18 protein-coding genes are annotated in these 20,232 nt (G+C 32.3%); all 18 read left to right on the top strand.

All coding sequences use genetic code 11. From position 1 onward, the window contains the following. Nucleotide 1 precedes the first annotated feature (1 nt). The 18 genes from QO200_RS08065 (at nucleotide 2) to QO200_RS07980 (ending at nucleotide 19,625) form a co-directional block, all read left to right on the top strand. Nucleotides 2–1,150 carry a hypothetical protein gene (locus QO200_RS08065; protein ID WP_371538548.1) on the top strand — a complete coding sequence of 383 codons (1,149 nt, stop codon included), beginning with the start codon at nucleotides 2–4 and terminating at the stop codon, nucleotides 1,148–1,150. 454 nt (nucleotides 1,151–1,604) lie between these two features. Further along, nucleotides 1,605–2,624 (top strand): glycosyltransferase family 4 protein, encoded by a 1,020-nt coding sequence (locus QO200_RS08060; protein ID WP_371538547.1) that lies wholly within the window; start codon nucleotides 1,605–1,607, stop codon nucleotides 2,622–2,624. Nucleotides 2,625–2,838: 214 nt separating this feature from the next. Further along, nucleotides 2,839–3,924, top strand: a complete 1,086-nt coding sequence (locus QO200_RS08055) for a glycosyltransferase (RefSeq protein WP_371538545.1) — start codon at nucleotides 2,839–2,841, stop codon at nucleotides 3,922–3,924. Then, complete coding sequence (locus tag QO200_RS08050) at nucleotides 3,921–5,177, top strand: glycosyltransferase family 4 protein (RefSeq protein WP_371538544.1); 1,257 nt, start codon at nucleotides 3,921–3,923, stop codon at nucleotides 5,175–5,177. The genes QO200_RS08055 and QO200_RS08050 overlap by 4 nt, the downstream gene beginning before the upstream one ends. Continuing rightward, nucleotides 5,178–6,470, top strand: a complete 1,293-nt coding sequence (locus QO200_RS08045; protein WP_371538542.1) for a hypothetical protein — start codon at nucleotides 5,178–5,180, stop codon at nucleotides 6,468–6,470. After that, nucleotides 6,471–7,637 carry a glycosyltransferase gene (locus QO200_RS08040; RefSeq protein WP_371538540.1) on the top strand — a complete coding sequence of 389 codons (1,167 nt, stop codon included), beginning with the start codon at nucleotides 6,471–6,473 and terminating at the stop codon, nucleotides 7,635–7,637. It abuts the gene before it with no gap. Next, nucleotides 7,634–8,722 carry a glycosyltransferase gene (locus QO200_RS08035; protein ID WP_371538538.1) on the top strand — a complete coding sequence of 363 codons (1,089 nt, stop codon included), beginning with the start codon at nucleotides 7,634–7,636 and terminating at the stop codon, nucleotides 8,720–8,722. Before QO200_RS08040 ends, QO200_RS08035 begins: the two co-directional genes overlap by 4 nt. A gap of 71 nt (nucleotides 8,723–8,793) precedes the next feature. Beyond that, entirely contained in the window at nucleotides 8,794–9,798 is a 1,005-nt protein-coding gene (locus QO200_RS08030; RefSeq protein ID WP_371538536.1) for a glycosyltransferase, read from the top strand. Further along, nucleotides 9,779–10,312 (top strand): putative colanic acid biosynthesis acetyltransferase, encoded by a 534-nt coding sequence (locus tag QO200_RS08025; RefSeq protein ID WP_371538534.1) that lies wholly within the window; start codon nucleotides 9,779–9,781, stop codon nucleotides 10,310–10,312. The genes QO200_RS08030 and QO200_RS08025 overlap by 20 nt, the downstream gene beginning before the upstream one ends. A 370-nt stretch (nucleotides 10,313–10,682) precedes the next feature. Further along, nucleotides 10,683–11,228 (top strand): hypothetical protein, encoded by a 546-nt coding sequence (locus QO200_RS08020; protein WP_371538532.1) that lies wholly within the window; start codon nucleotides 10,683–10,685, stop codon nucleotides 11,226–11,228. A gap of 305 nt (nucleotides 11,229–11,533) precedes the next feature. Then, complete coding sequence (locus QO200_RS08015) at nucleotides 11,534–11,689, top strand: hypothetical protein (RefSeq protein ID WP_371538531.1); 156 nt, start codon at nucleotides 11,534–11,536, stop codon at nucleotides 11,687–11,689. Further along, nucleotides 11,682–12,497 (top strand): glycosyltransferase family 2 protein, encoded by an 816-nt coding sequence (locus QO200_RS08010; protein WP_371538529.1) that lies wholly within the window; start codon nucleotides 11,682–11,684, stop codon nucleotides 12,495–12,497. Before QO200_RS08015 ends, QO200_RS08010 begins: the two co-directional genes overlap by 8 nt. Before the next feature lie 17 nt (nucleotides 12,498–12,514). Next, nucleotides 12,515–13,456: a UDP-glucuronic acid decarboxylase family protein gene (locus QO200_RS08005; protein WP_371538527.1), complete on the top strand. Its 942-nt coding sequence runs from the start codon at nucleotides 12,515–12,517 to the stop codon at nucleotides 13,454–13,456. Between the two features lie 126 nt (nucleotides 13,457–13,582). Next, nucleotides 13,583–14,329, top strand: a complete 747-nt coding sequence (locus QO200_RS08000; RefSeq protein ID WP_371538526.1) for a glycosyltransferase family 2 protein — start codon at nucleotides 13,583–13,585, stop codon at nucleotides 14,327–14,329. A 136-nt stretch (nucleotides 14,330–14,465) separates the two neighbouring features. Further along, a complete protein-coding gene (locus QO200_RS07995) occupies nucleotides 14,466–15,230 on the top strand; it encodes a polysaccharide biosynthesis/export family protein (protein ID WP_371538524.1) in 765 nt (254 codons plus the stop codon). A gap of 4 nt (nucleotides 15,231–15,234) precedes the next feature. After that, on the top strand, nucleotides 15,235–17,541 hold the full coding sequence (locus tag QO200_RS07990) for a GumC family protein (protein WP_371538523.1): 2,307 nt from the start codon (nucleotides 15,235–15,237) through the stop codon (nucleotides 17,539–17,541). Nucleotides 17,542–17,821: 280 nt separating this feature from the next. Next, complete coding sequence (locus QO200_RS07985) at nucleotides 17,822–18,232, top strand: VanZ family protein (RefSeq protein ID WP_371538522.1); 411 nt, start codon at nucleotides 17,822–17,824, stop codon at nucleotides 18,230–18,232. Further along, nucleotides 18,225–19,625 carry an exopolysaccharide biosynthesis polyprenyl glycosylphosphotransferase gene (locus QO200_RS07980; RefSeq protein ID WP_371538520.1) on the top strand — a complete coding sequence of 467 codons (1,401 nt, stop codon included), beginning with the start codon at nucleotides 18,225–18,227 and terminating at the stop codon, nucleotides 19,623–19,625. Before QO200_RS07985 ends, QO200_RS07980 begins: the two co-directional genes overlap by 8 nt. Nucleotides 19,626–20,232: the final 607 nt, after the last annotated feature.

Genomic DNA, 20,232 nt, shown 5'->3' with positions numbered 1-20,232 from the left:
AATGAAAATTTTATTTTTATGTAGTTCTGTTGAAGCAGGAAAAGATGGTGTTGGAGACTATACCAAACTTTTGGGAAGTGTTTTAGTTCTAAAAGGTTACCAAGTACATATTCTTGCTTTGTGTGATAGCCATGTCGAAGGTATTGTTAAAGAAACAAAAAATGTTGAAAACTCATCTTGTACAATAACGCGAATTTCAGGGAAAACCTCACAAAACGAACGATTTCTGAGGGTTCAAGAAGTTGTCAATGAATTTGGTCCAGATTGGGTAAGTTTGCAGTTTGTACCCTATGGCTATAATGCTAAGGGTTTGCCCTTTTGGTTGCCTGGTTTTTTAGATCAGCTGAAGGGAGTGCAGCAATGGCACATTATGTTTCATGAGTTATGGATGGGGACGGCAAAAAAGGGTGCGTTTAAAAATAAAGTAGTATCTTATTTTCAAAAACACATCATCAAGCAATTGTTGAAGAAAATTAATCCAAAATTGATTCATACGCATTTGCCAGCCTATCGATCGAATATTGAAAAATTGGGGTATAGGGTAAAAGCATTGCCGCTGTTCTCGAATATTAGTCCAATATCAGCAGGCGTTTTGGAAAATAAACCACTTAGTACCTTTAGATGGGCCTTTTTTAGTCAGGTAGAAATAGAAATTTCCATCATCGATTTTATAAACAGCTTTAATATTGCGCTAAAAGAAAAAGGAATTGTTACTGAGTTGATTTTCATTGGAGGGAATAAAAGTAGAATGTTACCCTATGTGGAGTACTTTAAAAATCACTGTCCTTTGCTAATCACTGTTTCGTGCACTGGGTTTTTGAACGAGACGGAAATCTCAGACCTAGTAACATCTTGTGATATGGGGATTACACCAGTACCTCAACACGCCCTTGGAAAGAGTGGGAGCGCAGCTACTTTTTTAGCCCATGGGATTCCTGTGGCTGCACCCATAGTAAATCAAGAATATACGGATAGTGGTATTGGTTTTTTTGATGATAATTGGAGCAAAGCCATTTTGACAAATCCAAGTCTAAATGCGCTGCATGCCGCTCAAAAAGCCGCTTTCCAGCATAAGCAACTGTTTACCGTTGAATACACAAGCATTAGTTTTATGAATGATTTAGTTGAAATTACCAAAACATCAACTTAAGGGTTAATGAGGACTTAATAATGTAAATTTGTTATTTATTTAAGCTTTTAAACGAATTTACTCTTTCAAGTGCTACAAAAAAAAGCAGTAAAGAATCCATTTTATTAGCTCTTTTCGTGTATGGAGGACTTATAATTGTTTTTTATACCAGGAAAACTAACATACCTACCTTACTTTTGTAAAAAAAATGAGTGCTTTAGTTGATTGTTAATTCTGTGTTTAACGTAAATGTATTCTATTTCGTTTTTTTCTTAAACGCAATATTAGTCGTGTCATCTTAGCTAAGAAAATACGTTAGCTGTTTGATATAAAAAGTAATTTATTGATTATTTTACTAAGAGTTTATATTTCTAAATTCGCTTTAGGGTAGTTATTTTAATTTCAGATAAAAAAAAAGAAAATGGATTAGATTAAATTATCTTTTTTATTCAAAAAAATAGAACCCTAATTGATTATGAAAATACTCTTATTCAGTCATTCCTTTTATCCTCGCATTGGTGGTATTGAAACAGTTTCATTAATGTTGGCTAAAAATTTTCAAAATAAAAGAGAGGTCTCTGTAATTGTAGTAACTCATACAAAAGAGGATGGTACTGAAAAATTACCGTTTAAAGTAGTTAGAGATCCTTCCATTAAAGTGATTTATAATTTATTGAAATGGTGTGATGTTGTTTTTGAAAATAATCCCTGTTTTAGAATGAGTTGGTTAAACTTTATAGTGAGGAAACCCAAGATAGTGGCATTGCACACTTGGATCGGATTACCAAAAGAAAAGAAATTAATCCATCAAAAAGCCAAAACATTTTTTCTAAACGACTATGATGCTGTAATTGCTTGTAGTAAAAAAATAAAGGAACATACTTTTAAGAAAGCCACTGTTATTGAAAATTCATATGAAGCAGCTGTTTTTAAAGCAACTACTATTAAGAAAACAAAAGATTTTGCCTTTGTTGGGCGTTTGGTTTCAGACAAAGGTGCTGATATGTGTATTGAGTTATTGCATGAATTGAATACAATTCAAGATGAAAAATATTCCTTAGCAATTATTGGTGATGGTCCAGAAATGGTAAAATTAAAGGAATTGACTTCCCGTTACAAACTGACAAGTCAAATTCGTTTTTTGGGTTTTTTATCTGCTGAAGCGATAGCATATGAATTAAATGAAAATCGTTTTTTATTGGTGCCTTCTCGTTGGGAAGAGCCTTTTGGTATTGTCGTACTAGAAGGGATGGCTTGTGGTTGTATCCCGATTGTTTCGGATGGTGGTGGTTTGCCTGATGCGGTAGGAAATGCAGGAGTGGTTTTTGAGCGTAATTCGCACGAATCTTTCGTTCAAAAAACGGTCCAACTTTTAGAGAATACCAAGTTACAGCAAAGCCTCTTGCGAAATGCCAAAGCTCATCTCGGGGAACATACAGAAGAAGAGGTGTGTCAGCAATATTTTAATTTAATATTAAAAGCTTCAAAGACATGAGGTTTCAAATGTAGAATCTTGGTATATAAAAAAAATAAGCTGTTTTAGAATAAGTCTCGAGATTTTAGATTTAATAAGCAGATTTCTATTTGTACATTTTTTGTATTTGGTATTATTTCAAAATATAAAATTTGACAAACAAGCAATGATTTTAGAATTAGAAATAATAACTTTATTGCAGATTGTCAGTAAAATTAAAAAAAGGTTTAAATAAATGAGAATACTATTCTTTTGTGGTTCAGTAGAATACGGTAATGATGGGGTGGGTGATTATACCCGTCTTTTATGTGGTGAACTAATTAGACTAGGGCATGAGGCACAGATTTTGTCTTTGTGTGATCCTTATGTTTCTGAGTATCTAAATGAAATACAAGAGGTAGGTGGGAATAAAGTGGTCGTAAATAGGCTTCCTTTATGCTATTCTCATAGCAAACGGTATACCATTGCGCAGGATATTGTAGCGAAATATCAGCCCGATTGGATTTCTTTGCAATTTGTACCGTATAGTTTTAATCCCAAGGGGTTGCCCTTTTGGTTGCCCTCATTTTTGAATAAACTAAAGGGAAAGTACCATTGGCATGTTATGTTTCATGAATTGTGGTTGGGAATCGATCGGGAGGCTTCTTTTAAACACAAATGCATTGGTGTACTACAAAAAAATATAATCAAAAGAGTCCTAGGGAATATTTCCCCAAAACGGATTAACACCCAAAATGAATTGTATCTTTTTAGCCTTAAAAAGTGCAATATTAATGCAAGTGTTTTGCCTATTTGTAGCAATATTCCTTTGACTGGGATTAAAAGAGGTAAGAAGGAAATTACCCAATTTGTTTTGTTTGGAACTATTCATCCTGGAGCTCCTTTTAAAGATTTTATCGAAGATTTAGTTATCAATAAAGACTCGCTTTCCAGGCCCATAAAATTTTTTTTTATTGGTAAAAGTGGTTCGGAACTTTCTAGTTATAAAGCTGTTTTACATCTTTTTAAGATAGACTACGAAGTTTTGGGCATACAAGCTGAAAGTGTAATTTCGCAAATATTGATCGATAGCAATTACGGCATATCGACTACGCCTTATTTTCAAACCGAAAAAAGCGGCATTTATGCGGCCTACAAAGAGCATCAATTGAATTCTATTTGCGTATCTCGAAAATGGACACCGATAAATGGATTCCATTCCACACCACAGATTATTAAGTACGAAAAAAATAATTTAGATTTAATATCAAAGGGGGACATGGAGGTATTTGATTTAAGTAGTATTGCAAATCAATTTATTAATTCAATTACGATCAAATGAAGATAGTTGTTTCTCATCCCACTTTAAATGCAAATTCTAAAAATCTCGTAAATGGATTATTGAAAAATAAAATTTTATATCGATTGTTTACTTGTGTTGCTATTTTTCCGGGGCAATTGGCCTATAAGTTAAGAGACTATCCCAAATTAAAAGATTTAAAAAGAAGAAGACTAGATCCATCCTGGCAAGCTTATACTAGATCTAATTCTTTTTTTGAATTTGGTCGTTTATTGGCATCCAAATTGAAATTGGATTTTTTAATACGGCATGAAAAAGGTTTTTTTTGTATTGATCGGGTATATCAAATGCACGATGAATGGGTCGCTCATTCTTTAGCAAAAGCAAAAAAAGAAGGATTATCAGGAGTGTATGCCTATGAGGATGGCGCATTAGCTACTTTTACCAAAGCAAAATCATTGGGTATCACATGTATTTATGATTTACCGATAGGGTATTGGAAAAGTGCGCGTTTGTTAATGCAAAAGGAATTTGATCTTAACCCTGAATGGTCCAGCACACTCACTGGTTTTAGTGACTCTCCAGCCAAGTTGGCTAAAAAAGACCAAGAATTGGCTTTGGCCGATGTTATTTTTGTAGCCAGTAGTTTTACCAAAAAAACATTAGAAGCCTATCCGGGAATTTTAGCTCAAATAAAAGTAATTCCCTATGGTTTTCCAAAGGTTCAACATCAAAAAGAATACCGACCTCTTGCTAATCGAAAACTTAAGATTTTATTTATCGGTGGCCTATCGCAACGAAAAGGCTTGTCTTATTTGTTTGAAGCGGTTGAAGGAATGGAAAGTACGGTAGAGTTGACCATTGTTGGTCATAAAGCCGTTTCCAATTGCAATGCATTGAATTGGGCTTTAGAGCAACACCATTGGATTCCCTCGTTGTCTCATGAACAAGTTTTAGGCTGTATGCGAGAGCATGATGTATTTGTATTTCCTTCCTTATTTGAAGGTTTTGGCTTGGTTATTACGGAGGCCATGTCTCAAGGGGTTCCTGTTATCACAACCGATCGAACTGCTGGACCTGATTTGATTGAAGATGGAGTGGACGGCTGGATTGTGCCAGCAGGCTCATCCAATGCCATACAAGAAGTTTTGCAAAAGATACTTGAAAAACCAGAATTATTGGAACAATTAGGATTAGCTGCTCAAACTAAGGCTCAAACCCGACCATGGTCGGTTTATGGCCAAGAAATGGCTGCTGCCCTTTCTTCGTTAGCAATTGACAAAAAAAAGTTATAAATGAATACAATTACAGTACCAGCAGCAGAACCCAATTACAGTTCATTAAAAATGGCTATTTGGTTGTATTTTTTGCTATGGATTTTTGAAGGGGCTTTGCGTAAATGGATTTTACCCAGTTTGGCGACCCCCTTATTGGTAGTACGTGACCCTATTGCAATATATATCGTTGTAAGAGCACTCTATTTGAATGTTAAATTTATGAATCCTTATGTAGTTCTAGGGTTGCTATTTACCCTTTTAGGTTTGGCCATAACCCTCACTTTTGGACATGAAAATCTATTTGTTGGGCTTTATGGGGCACGAATTATGTTGTTTCATTTTCCAATTATTTTTATCATCGGAACCGTTTTTACCAAAGTGGATGTGCTTAAAATGGGACGTCTGATGCTCTGGATCAATATCTTGATGACGGTATTGATTTATTTTCAATTTACCAGTCCACAATCTGCTTATATCAACATTGGGATCGGAGGGGAAGGGAGTGCTGGTTTTGATGGGGCCATGGGCTATTTTCGGCCATCAGGAACTTTCTCTTTTATATCGGGTTTGTCTTCTTTCTATATTTTGTCTTCAGTATTTGTATTTTATTTTTGGTTGTCTAAAGAGTCTTGTTCCCACTTATTGCTTTTGGCTAGTACGATTGCTCTAGTGATTGGATTGCCTCTAACTATAAGTCGTGGAGCGGTTGTTGGGGTTTTATTAGTAGGCGTTTTCGCTTTTATTGGTTCTTCTACCAGTATTAAATCTATTATGAAAACGGTGTTTACTGTCGTTATACTTTTTGGTTTATTTACTATTTTGCAAAAAACAACTACGATTTTTAATTTAGGGACTGAGGTTTTTATGGATCGCGTTGACACGGCTAGCAGTCAGAAAGGAGGGTCTATTATTTTAAGATCGGTGGAAGGATTTACGGATCCAATTGCTGATTTATTGAATCAACCTTTATTTGCTGGTAATTTAGGAATGGGGACTAATGCGGGAGCGAAGATGCTCACAGGAAAAACTAAATATTTAATTTCAGAAGGGGAATTAGGGCGATTAGGAGGCGAGCAAGGTCTTGTTTTTGGAGGTGGGCTAATTGCCTTACGATTATTTTTAGCTCTTGCCTTATTTTTTAAATCAATCCGTTTGCCTAATGCCTCCAAATTATTGCCTTTAACTTTGTGCGGTACTGCTTTATTTTTGATTACTCAAGGACAATGGGCACAACCCAGTATCCTAGGCTGTGCTGTGATTGCAGCAGGTTTGTTAGAGGCAAGTATTAATAATAATTTAAAAACGGAATAGATGAAAATTGTCCTTTTTACTCATCCTTCTTTTTTAGCTCATCAAAGCATGCCTCGTTACGCAAACATGTTGCTCGAGGGCATGCAAGAAAGAGGGCATGAAGTGGAAGTTTGGAGTCCCAAAGCACGTTTTTATAAACTGCCAGTTATGCAGTCATTAAAAAAATGGCTTAGCTATATTGATCAGTATGTTCTGTTTCCAATTGAAGTAAAATTAAAACTACGTAATTGTGCAAATGATGCTCTTTTTGTATTTGCTGATCAAGCTTTAGGGCCATGGGTACCCTTAGTGAAAAATAGGAATCATGTAGTGCATTGTCATGATTTTTTAGCATTGAAATCCGCCCTAGGCACTATTCCAGAAAACCCAACGTCATACACGGGTAAGCTATATCAAAATTATATTAGGAAAGGGTTTTCAAAAGGGAAGCATTTCATTTCTATTTCTAAAAAAACTCAACACGATTTGCATGAATTACATCAAGGTGAAATTGTAAGTTCGGTAGTATGTTACAACGGTTTAAATCGTCCTTTCTATGAATTGTCTCCAATTGACTCGCGTAATTTATTAGAAACAAAATTAAACATTACATTATCAAAAGGGTATCTTATGCATATTGGTGGAAATCAATATTATAAAAACCGAAAAGGTGTAATAGAAATATACGATACTTGGCGTACGATATATAATAAAAAAATGTCATTGATTTTGATTGGTTCAGAGCCATCAGGTGAATTGTCTTATCTGAGACAGAAATCAATTTTTAAAGAGGATATTCATTTTCTTACTGATTTATCGGATGAATATATTAATAATGCTTACTCTGGAGCGTTTTGTTTGTTGTTTCCTTCATTAGATGAAGGGTTTGGTTGGCCTATTGTAGAAGCTATGGCTTCAGGTTGTCCCGTAATTACTACCAATAAAGACCCTATGAACGAAGTTGGAGGTACGGCAGCTTTTTATATTGATAAAAAACCCAATGATGAAATACTTTGGGGTAAATGGAAAGAGGAATCCGCCGGCATATTAGAAAAGCTTGTATCACTAGATATGGTCCAACGAAAAGAAACTATTGAAAGTTCATTAAATCAATCTCAAAAATTTACTACTGAAAATTCCTTAAATGCTATTGAGGTTATTTATAAACAAATAAGTCAAATTAAATGAAAGTAATCCATTTTATTGCCGGAATTAATAAGAATGAAGGAGGAACAGCCGAATATATGCGATTATTGGGTACAGAGTTAAAAAATCATACGGAGCTAATTGTTGCAACAGGAATATCTGAAAGTCCGATTAAAATTAAAGGTGTTAAAATACAATTTTTTAACACCAATGTTGTAAGATGGTTTTCTATGTTAAAAGAGTTTCATACATTTTTAGTAGCTGAAAAACCAGATCTAGTTCATGTTAATGGTATTTGGAGTCCTCAAAACTGGGGTTTCCAAAAAGTAGCTCAAGAATTAGGGATTAAAGTAATCCTATCTCCTCACGGCATGTTGGAACCTTGGATATTGGCTCAAAATCCTTGGAAGAAAAAATTAGGTTTATTTTTGTATCAAAAAAAAGCAATAGAAAGAGCTGATTGTTTGCATGCAACGGCTCTAATGGAAGCTGAGAATATTCAGGCTTTAGGTTTTAAAAATCCTATTTTTATTATTCCAAATGGAATTGATTTGAGGGATGTTAAAGAAATTAAAGACTATTACGGTAGCCAAAAAGTGGTGTTCTTGTCTCGCATTCATCCTAAAAAAGGTATTGAATTGCTACTAGAGGCGTGGCGAAATAGTAATACTGATGGATGGACTTTAGAAATTGCTGGTAATGGGGATGAAAATTATATAGAAAACTTAACTCAGAGTGCTCAAGATTTAAAAAACGTTAGTTTTGTAGGAGCAAAATTTGGTGAAGCCAAATGGGACTTTTTACGATCTGCGGATGTTATGCTTCTTCCCACGTATAGTGAGAATTTTGGGATAGTAGTTGCGGAGGCTTTGGCAGTTGGTGTTCCAGTGATAACAACCCAAGGAACTCCTTGGGAAGATCTAGAAGTACACCATTGCGGTTGGTGGATCCATTTATCTGTTTTTAATATTAAACTTACTCTTGAAGAAATTATGCGTATGTCTGCATCTCAAATTAAAAATATGGGTGATAATGGACAACACTTAGTGAGGGATAAATATGAAATAAAAGCAATAGCTATAAAAATGAATGAATTGTATCAACACTTACTAAATAATGGAATTTAAATAAATTTATCAAATTTGAAGATTGCCAAAAAACAATGATTTTCATTATCGTTTTTATAACATTAATTATTATGCTAGCATTAATTTTAACAAGTATAAGCTCAGAACAATCAGGTGGAATACTAACACAACAAAATATTTTAATTGAAATTTTAAAAAACAATGGGTTTAAAGTTGAAATATATGTGTTAAATGATGGGAAGAACTCGTTTATAAATTTCTATCTTCCTACAAAGCCAAAAGGATTGAATTTTGCTAAAGATTATGACATTGTTATTCTGAATGACCCTCATATTGGAAGGCTAACTTGGTATACCATTTTAAATAAAAAATTTAAAATAATTCTTTTTTCTCATGGATGGATTTTTCATGATTCAAGAAGTTTTTCAAGGAAATTAATTTTTAGAATACTTTCTAAAGTATCTTTGTCAAGTATAGACAGAATCTTTTGTGTAAGTCCCCAAGATTTGATAGCAATTGATGGTAATGATATGCCCAATGCATCTTTGTTATGGAATCCAGTCAAAAGGATTTACGACGGCCCACTAGAAAGTCTAACTTTTAATGGTGAATTTGTATACATTGGCCCTAATAATAAAAACAAGAATTTAAAAAAACTTATCTTACTATTCAATCAAGATACTATGCAAACTTTTAGGTTAAATATAATCGGTAGAGGTACGAAGGAGTTAAATCCAATCACAAAAAACATAAGAATTTTTGGAGAAATAAGTGACTTAGAAATTGATGAAATTTTAAAAAAATCAAGTTATTATATTTCATTAAGTAAATATGAAGGATTTGGAATTAGTATTGTAGAAGCGATGTCATATGGGTTAACTCCAATATTATCGGATAATATTGCACATAAATATCATATTACTACATCTAAATGTGGTCTCCTTTTAAGTAATGATATAAAAGAAGCTAATTCTCAAATTATTGATTTTTGTAGCATAGAGAAAACAAAACTGAATAAATCGTTAATGGACTATTCTAAATGCTTTACGACTGATGTTTTTACGAAAAAACTTAAATCTGAATTAAATAATAGAAATGGATCTAGAGAAATATAGTCATAGTTTTGGTTTTAAAAATAAAGCCTATAGATTATTGTGGAATATTGTTTATCTTTTATTATTCCGTCCTTTAGCATCTCGGCTTTTTAAAAGATGGCATGTTTTGGTCTTAAAATGTTTTGGAGCAAAAATTAAATGGTCATGCGAAGTAAATGCTTCGGCAAAAATTTGGGCACCATGGAATTTAGAACTTGGTAATAATTGCTGTGTTGGCCCCGATGTTGATATTTATAATCAAGGAAAAATTAGAATTGGAGACAATACCATTATTTCCCAAAAAACTTATCTCTGTGCTTCATCTCATGATTATACAAAAGAAGATTTTCCTTTGATTTTAAAAAATATTACTATCGGTAATGGTGTATGGGTTGCTGCGGATGCTTTTATAGGTCCGGGAGTATCAATAGGTAGCAATGCTGTTGTGGCGGCTAGAGCTGTAGTAGTGAAAAATGTAGACGGAAATACGGTGGTTGGTGGAAATCCTGCTATTAAAATTAAAAATAGAATTTAAATTTAGATTAAGTATTCAGTAAAGTCGCATAAAAAGTAGTTATTTGGATACTTAAAAAGGAGTATAAAAACATGCATTATTTTATATTTAAATGAATAGATTACACAAACAAGATGTACATGGTATACTTGACATTATTTTAAAGTCAAATAAAGCCTATTTAACCATATATACGATTTTAGAAAAGTATCCAGTGGTTCAAATGAAGGATTCGTACTTTAAATGTTTATATCGATTAACAAGAGTTATTTATTATGGGATTAAAAAATCATCTAAAGATCATCTTCCTTGCGTAGTTAGGGAATATAGAAATTCACAAATTTTAATAATGTTTCCTTTTATATATATATTTAAAAGTAAGCTGTTATTTTTGATAAATCATAATCTTGCACATGACCCGAATTTAAAATTACATCTTTTTTTGGATTCAGTAGGGATTCAATTATTGACTATTGATAGCAAATTTAATTTAAGTGATGAAAAATTATTTAAGAATAGAATTAATATTGATTCTGAAATAGTTCCAAAAACAATAAATTGTAAAAAAAAGGAAATTGTAATTTTTTCAAAAAGATATCTCGAAATTATTAAAACAAATATTTTTGAAGGATATACAGTTTTAATACCAAATAGAAAATCAAATACTAATAGGGAAATAGGAAAAAACCTTATTAGTTATGGGACTCAATCAAAAGAGGTGTTTCTTAATATGTTACAAAATGCAGAAATTGTAATTCTTGACTATGATAAGGATGATTACTATTACAGGACTTCAGGTGTGTTATGGGAATGTAGAATTTATGATGTTTTTATTATTGCAAACAACTATTTAATTTTTAAAAATCAATTGAAAGGTTATAATAAAAAAATGTTTTATGATTCAATTGATCAAATAGGAGGGTATCAAGAATCTTGAAATTATTAAAGGAAAATGAAATGGAGCTTAATTTTATACAGTATTACTTAAAGTTTTAGCAGTATCTATTATCATCATTATTAGTTTTTGGTTGACTTTTGTTTTATCATTGAAATAGCAAAAGAAGTGCATGATCAATTTGGCAAGAATGCCTAATAGTCAAATGAAATTTCATACTAAAATACATGGTTAAGAGCTAATTATAATGTCGTCTCAAATGCAATTAAAGCTTAAATAAGGTCAAAGTACTTTCATAAACCATCAATGCATTTGATATCTACTAACATCACACGATTTTCAAAAATGTGTTTATTGGAGTAGGAGCTTTTATTAAGCCAGTAATTGCACTAAGAGAGAACACTATTGTTGGAGTAGGGAGTCTAGTTAACAAAAACGTCGAAACGAATTCAATTGTAGGAGGGAATCCTGCTAAACATATAAAATTTAGAACTATTGAATAATATACCTATTACAGTAATTGTTTCAGTAAAAAACGAAGAGTTAAATTTACCATCTTGTTTAGATAAATTAGTACGATTTGATCAAATTATTGTGGTTGATTCAGGGAGTACAGATCAAACAATGACTATTGCATTAGCAAAGGGAGCTGAAGTTTTGCAGTTTCAATGGAATGGTAAGTTTCCAAAAAAACGCAACTGGGTCTTACAAAATGCCATTATTAAGCACGAATGGGTTTTGTTTCTTGATGCTGACGAATTTGTAACAGAGGCTTTTGTGGATGAAATATCGATTAAGACGAAAGATCCTAATTTTAATGGTTTTACGATTCAGTTTGAAAACTATTTTATGGGTAAAAAACTGTGTTATGGCTATGGTTTTAAAAAATCAGCCTTATTTAAGAAGTCCAAAGGAGCCTATGAAAAAATTGACGAAGATTTATGGAGTCATTTGGACATGGAAGTACATGAACACCCAATCATTGAAGGTCAGGTGGGTGTGATCAAATCTAAGATCATTCATAAAGATTTTAAAGATTTGGAGCATTATATTGCCAAACACAATGCCTATTCTACCTGGGAAGCCAAAAGATATTTGCAACTCAAAGAAGCAAAAAACAGTCATTTATCTTTGAACCAAAAAATAAAATATGGATTGTTAAACACAGGGCTTCTTCCTGCTGTTTATTTTGTAGGAGCCTATTTTTTGAAATTAGGTTTTTTAGACGGTAAGGAAGGTTTTTACTTAGCACGTTTTAAATCCCATTACTTCTTTCAAATTCAAACAAAAGTTAATTCACTAAAAAAATAAAAAATAAAAAATAAAAAATGAAAAAAATATTAATAACAGGAGGAGCCGGTTTTGTGGGGTCTCATTTATGTAAACGATTATTAAGTGAAGGTAATGAAGTGATTTGCTTAGATAATTATTTTACTGGTGCCAAATCGAATATTATTGAGTTATTAGATCATCCGTATTTTGAGATGGTACGTCATGATATAACAGAACCTTATTATGCAGAGGTTGATGAAATTTATAATCTAGCGTGCCCGGCTTCTCCAGTACATTACCAGTACAATCCCATTAAAACAATTAAAACATCGGTAATGGGAGCAATCAATGTTTTAGGATTGGCCAAACGAGTAAAAGCAAAAGTGCTACAAGCAAGCACTAGTGAGGTATATGGCGATCCATTGGTACATCCACAGCCTGAGACTTATTGGGGGCACGTAAATCCCATAGGGATTCGTTCTTGTTATGATGAAGGAAAGCGTTGCGCCGAAACTTTGTTTATGGATTACCACAATCAGAATAAGGTAGCTATTAAGATTATTCGAATTTTTAATACTTATGGCCCTAATATGAACCCAGTTGACGGGAGAGTGGTTTCTAATTTTATTGTACAAGCTTTACAAGGCCAAGATATTACTATTTTTGGAGATGGTTTGCAAACTCGCTCTTTTCAATATGTAGATGATTTAGTAGAAGGAATGATTAGAATGATGGGATCGGATCCAACTTTTTTGGGTCCTGTGAATTTAGGAAACCCCAATGAATTTACGATGCTTGAATTGGCGCAGGCTGTAATTGAATTGACAGGGTCTAAATCGAAAATTATACATTTGGCTTTACCACAAGATGACCCAAAACAAAGACAGCCAGATATTTCTCTTGCGAAAGCAAAACTTGAAGGATGGGAACCAAAAATACAATTGCGTGAAGGTTTGATTACGACCATTAATTATTTTGATAATTTATTAATAAAATAATAAAGTCTATTTTTGTAAGTCATCTTGATTGATGTTTGGTGGTGTTTGATTCAATTGTGTACAGAGATTATAATTCTCGTTATATTTTTAATAGACTACCCCCTTTTAAATTTTTAAATAAATTTTATGCGAATTACTGTAATTACTGTCTGTTACAATCGAAAAGATACTATGGCCAAAGCCATTCAAAGTGTTTTGGATCAAAATTATCCCAACATTGAATATATAGTAATTGATGGTAATTCTACAGATGGAACCAAAGAAATTATCGAGTCTTATCAAGATAGAATAAGTCGATATATCTCGGAGCCAGATAAAGGCATGTATGATGCCATCAACAAAGGAATTCAAATGGCCACAGGCGATGCAATCGGTTTGATGCATTCTGATGATGAGTTTTATGACAATACGACAATTAGTAAAATAGTAGAACGTTTTAAATTGGATGCCACTATCGAAGGAGTATATGGTGACGGTGTGTATGTGTCTAATGATACAAAAGAACGTTTGATTCGTAATCGTATTGGAGGGGATTTTAGTCTTAGTAGAGTAAAATCGGGTTGGTTACCTTTGCATCCTACAGTTTATTTGAAAAAATCTATAATCGATAGATACGGGATGTACAACCTAGATTTTAATATCGCTTCGGATACAGAATTTTTATTACGTTATTTGTACAAGTACAAAATTAAAATGAGTTATGTTAACCATTATTTTGTTAAGATGCGAATGGGAGGGATGAGTACTAATGCAAAACGTGCTTTTGAAGTTTTGCAGGAGGATTATAAAATCTATAAGTACCATGGTTTATCTGCTTTGCGCGTCGTATTTCTTAAAAAAACAATTGCTTTAAAACAATATTTAGTTCGTTAAAACATTCAAAAACAATATATAATAGATTCTTTAATTTCTTAAAGATAGATTATATACATTTGTACGTATTGTTCTTTATATTTCGAAAGAAATAACGTAAACCTAAACCAAAATACAATTATAAACTATGATAACCATGAAAAAAATCCCGATTTCGTTACTTTTATTACTTTTAGTAGTGATGCAGTCTTGCGGTAGTAAGAAAAAGATTTTGTACTTGCAAGATTTAGATGAATACGCTAATACATCTTTAGTCTACACTACAACAAAGATACAACCCAACGATATACTAAAAGTAGAAGTGAGCGATTTGAATCCTATAGTAGCGGCACCTTTTAATATAATGGGATCTGGAGCAGGACAAACATCTGCAGATATGATGAAGTTAAGTGGCTACTTAGTGACTCCTCAAGGAACAATTATGATGCCTATTTTAAATGAAATGGGCGTTGGGGGATTGACTCCGTCTCAAGCAGAGATAAAAATTAAACAAACCTTAATTGATGAAGGATACTTAGTAAATCCAACGGTACAAGTTCGTGTTCTAAATAATAAGTTTACTATTTTGGGGGAGGTAAATAGTCCAGGTGTTATTAATTTTACAGAACAATCAATCAGCTTATTAGACGCGATAGGTATGGCTGGTGATTTAACTTATTCAGGACTTAGAAAAGATGTAACGCTAATTCGAGAAATAGATGGTAAACGTTTGGTATATCATATTGATTTAACGACGGCTTCGTGGATGTCTAATCCAGATTATCGCATTAGGCAAAATGATGTTATTATGGTAACGCCTAATAAGCTAAAAATAAACAGTGGTCGTACCATAAAAGATCCATTGCAGATATTGGGTGTTTTGAGTACTGTATTAGCAATATTTTTAATTATTAGAAATTAGTACTATGGATTTTAAGAAAGAGTTTTTAAAATATGTAAAGTATTGGCCTTTGTTTTTAATTTGCTTAATAATAAGTTTGGTTGCGGCCTATTATTATTTAGAGGCAGTATCTCCTTCTTATGAAACATCTGCCTTAATCAATATTGATAAAGAGAAAGAAAGAGACTCACAGATAATCACCGCTACTAATACTCAAAAAGACAAAGAGGTAGGTCTCGAAGAAGAAAAGATGATGATCACTTCTAATAATTTTTTGGCTCAGATCGTCACTGATTTAAAACTGAACATTAATTATTATGAGAAGGGTTATCTACAAAATAAATTCATAGATGACATTCCTTTTATAGTTAAGGCAGCTAGATCCAATGATTCATTACCACAAAAAGGCTATGACGTTCAGGTTGTGAGCGAAGGTTTTTTGGTACGTGATCAAACTACTGAAAAGCAATATTTGTTACATGGATATAAAACTAGTCGAGTTATTACAGGTTTGCCTTTCACTATTGAATTGACAGAAAAAGCTAAAAGTGAAGTGGGTTCTTACATAAATAAAGAATATGTTGTAACGATTGAGCCAACTGCGACAGCAGTAAATAATTTAAAAGCAACGCTAGAAATTGAGTCATTTGATAGTCCTAATAATAACTTGGTTTTGAGCTATAGAGGAATAAATCCGGAGCTTTCAACAAAAATTCTAAAGAAAATTATTGAGTCGCTTGATAAAAACATTGTTGTTAATAAACAAAAATCATTTTCCAAGTCAATTGCTTATTTAAACGAACGTATAGCTATTTTTGCAAAACAAAAAGACTCTATTCAAAGTGTCAAAGAGAGTTATTTGCGCGATAATAATATCTATGTTTTAGATCAATTTATTACTGCTAAAACAAGTGAAAAAAGTACAACAGCAGCTAATTCAGCGCTCAATGAAAGACAAATCTATTTGACCAAATTGGCTATAAATGACATTAGAAGAAGTAATAGTACTTCCGCTTTGGGGACAGATTATAATTTAGAATCTCCATCAGTCAATCAAATGCTTATAAGTTACAATTCAAGTCTTATGGAAAGTGAGTTACTCTTGCAAAGAGCACAAAAAAATAATCCTGCTTACCTGAGTTTAATGGCACAATTGAAAGGTCGAAAACAAGCAATATTAAATGCCTTAGGCGATTATTTAAACTATTTGAACCAAACGAATGCTGTTAATAGGACAGAGAAAAATATCGCCGCTTCTGCAGCAAAAAGTATTCCTACAAAAGACAAAGTGTTAGGAAATATTAATAATAACTTGAGCTTGAAGGAGGAGACCTATTTGTCTTTATTGCAAAAGAGGGAAGAAATGTTGTTAAATGGCGCCGTTTTAGAATCCAATCTAAGGATTCTCGATTCTCCACAAACTAATTATTCAGACACTTTTCCAAAAAGGAAAACTTTTATGCTAGGTGGTGTTTTATTTGGTTTTATTTTGGCATTTGGTATTGTTTATTTAATGCTTCAGATGGATTCTACCATTCATAGCGAGGAGGATTTCCTAGGAGAACTAGCTGATGTTCCATTTTTAGGAACGATTCCTAAAGTAGATGATAATGAAAAACTAGATAACTCAGCAAATTCTCGCTCTGTAATTGCAGAAGCAACGCGTACCTTGTTTTCTAATATTTCCTATTTATTACCCAATAAAGACGAAAAGAAAGGAAACGTAGTATTGTTTTGTTCTTCTGTTCAGGGAGAGGGAAAATCTTTTTGTGCCTTTCATAATGCCATAACAATTAGTAATTTAAATAAAAAAGTTTTACTAATTGGTGCCGATTTAAGAAATCCTCAACTACACGATTATTTTAATAAAGACAAAGACGTACCAGGACTTACCAGTTTTTTATCTAATAGAAGTGAAGACTGGAAGAGCTCTCTGGTGAAAGAAGGAAGTTTTTCTGAAAACCTTGATGTTTTACTTTCAGGTGAAATTCCACCTAATCCTACTCAATTGTTAACGAATTCTAATTTTGAACTTTTAATCGAAGAAGCTAAAAGTTTATATGATTTTATTATTATAGATTCGGCTCCTCTTCAATTTGTATCTGATACTTTTAATTTTAGTGCTTTAGCTGATGTTACTGTTTACATTACAAGAGCTGATTATTCAGATAAGAAAACGCTAACATATCTCAATAACTTTATAAAGAAAGGACAATTAAAGAATGTTGGTATTGCTATCAATGGAATGAGCAGAAACATGGGTTACGGCTATGATTACGCTTACACTTATAAAGACCAGAAAGAAAAGAAACCTTGGTTCAAAAAAGCTTAATAAAGACTTGGTTAAAAAAAATGAAGTTGAATACAATTAAAAAGTTTTTATTTGATTGGTGGGCTAACATTCTACTCTTTCTATTTAACTTTTTTACAGAGAGAATTAGAGCTAAAATGCAACATTATGATTTGCATCTGTAGAACATACATTTTTTAGATAAGGGTGTTTTTTGATGGAATTATTTTTCATGTAGTTTTCTGTTTTAAATGAGATTATGCGAAAAAAATGGTAGAAAAGAGCGAGCCAAAAGGGTTTTATTTAAGTTAAATAGCATAAAATGTCAAAAAAAATAATTCGATTTTTATTACTACTTGTTATTGTTGCTGTTTTTTACTATTCTTGGTTGCCTGATCCTAATATGAGGTCTGAGAACTATTTGCCTCAATGGTTATTGAATTGGAGTAATGAAAACTTTAATGTACGGACTGCTATTCCATTTGTTGTTTTTGGTTACTTACTAGAGGCTTATTCCTTTAAGAAGAATTCACAGAATAAAAATGTAGATAGAAAGTTTGTTTTTATTCGAAATTTGGGAGTATCAGCAGTTGTTGTTATTATTGCCGAATGTGGTCAATTTCTAATTAAAAATAGGAGCCCCGATTTTATGGATATTTATTTTGGAATTATAGGAAGTTTAGTAGGAGCCTTTGGGTACAATTTATTTAATAAAAAATTGAGAAATGCGTAATAGACATAAATTTACTTTTATGATGTGCTGTCTAATAATAGACATGCTCGCTATGGTCGTTGGTACATTAATATTTTTGAAGTTTGTAAGTAATGAAGATGTTAGGTGGGAGGAATTGTTCCTTAACACATTGATGCCTATTACAATACTAAGTTGGTTTTTTTCAGTTACCTATTTTCGTCTTTATCGTGTTGATTCTCTTTTTGATTTAGAGCAATTTTACGGTGATAGTTGGCGGGCCTTTTTAACACAAAGGATTCTTTGGCACACTTATATTTTCTTTTTTCATGATGATATATTTTATGTTGTTTTGAGTACAGCTAGTTTGTTTCAACTATGCTTTTTGATGTTGTATTTTTTATTTTCTAGAGTTTTATTCACACTAGTAATAGTGAAAATTAAAAGATGGATTACTAAGCGATACACCGTTGCAATATGGGGGTTTAATTCAACGAGTATTGAACTAGCATCACAATTAGAAACCAATGCCTATTTTATTGATTTTATAGGAATCCTGAACGAAAACTCATCTGTAAATTATAAGACTAAAGAAGCTTTTAGTTTTGCACTTGCTAATGCAATTCACAGTGCATCTGAAGAGAATATTGATGAATTATATATTGTAACAAAGCCTGATTTTATTATTGATTTAAACTACTTTTTTGAACTTGGAGACAAGCATTGTATGCGCTTGAAATTTATACCTGACTTTTCAACAATTTCAAGAGCTCATTTTAGTGTTAGTCACGTAAATAATTTTCACGTAATAAAACCTCGTAATGAACCGCTGCAAGATGCTAATAATAGATTATTTAAAAGAATATTTGATCTTGTTTTTAGTGTGTTAGTCATTGTCTTTATTATGTCATGGTTGTATCCTATCTTGGCAATTATAATTAAAAAACAAAGTAAAGGACCTGTTTTGTTCAAACAATTACGAACGGGTAAGAAAAATGAGCCTTTCTGGTGTTATAAATTTAGAAGCATGTATATAAATGTAGGCGACGAAAGCGAACAAGCTAAGAAGGGAGATTCTCGAACAACTCCAATTGGAAAATTCATTCGCCGAACTAGTCTGGATGAGATGCCTCAATTCTTTAACGTACTGTTAGGAAGTATGAGTGTTGTAGGGCCACGTCCTCACATGATTAAACATACTACTGATTACAATGATCATATCAATAATTTTATGGTTCGACATTTTGTTAAACCAGGTATTACTGGTCTTGCTCAAATTTCAGGGCTTAGAGGTGAAACTAAAAAAGTATCGGATATGAAACGCAGGGTTACAACAGACATCAAGTATGTTCAAACTTGGAGCATAATCACTGATATTAAAATTTGTTTTATGACGATTATTGTAACTCTAAAAGGAGATGATAATGCATTTTAAATTAAAAAAATAGTACTTATGAATATTACCTATTATTTTATTGGCTTACTTACAGGAGCATCATTATCTTCATACTTCGTAGGTAAAGAATTGTACAAGTATTATATAAAATACAAGGTACAACGAAAACAATTAGATCGTATAATAAAACTTAATGATAAGATACTGAAAATGAACGATGTGGATTATGGAAAAACTCCTAATCCTGATCTATAGATTTATTTTCTTCGTTATTTTTTTTCACTGATACTCATGCTGTCTCGTCCTAAATTATCTATACAGATTATTAGACAAAAATATTTAATTAAACACTTGCAAAACGTTTTTGTAAGTGTTTTTTGTTTTATGTGATCTTATTTTAATTCTGCTTTTTAAGTATAATTTATTTATAGTCAGTGTATTATTAAAATAAGGAGGTTGTAGTTTATCGTGTATTATGATTGATTTTTTTTAAAATCTACTGCAGTTTTTAAAACAGTAACCGTACAGTTGGAAAATAAAAAGTGTTTTCTTATCGAAGTTAAGAATTGTGGATATTCCGCTGCAAAGGTCGCCACGATTCCGCTACAAAGTGCACCACGATTCCGCTGCAAAGTACACCATCCAT

It is taken from the genome of Flavobacterium sp. Arc3 (genome assembly GCF_041431375.1).
Taxonomy (GTDB): Bacteria; Bacteroidota; Bacteroidia; order Flavobacteriales; family Flavobacteriaceae; genus Flavobacterium.
The sequence above is the reverse complement of the archived record's forward strand: the minus strand, read 5'-3'. Positions and strand labels throughout refer to the sequence as shown.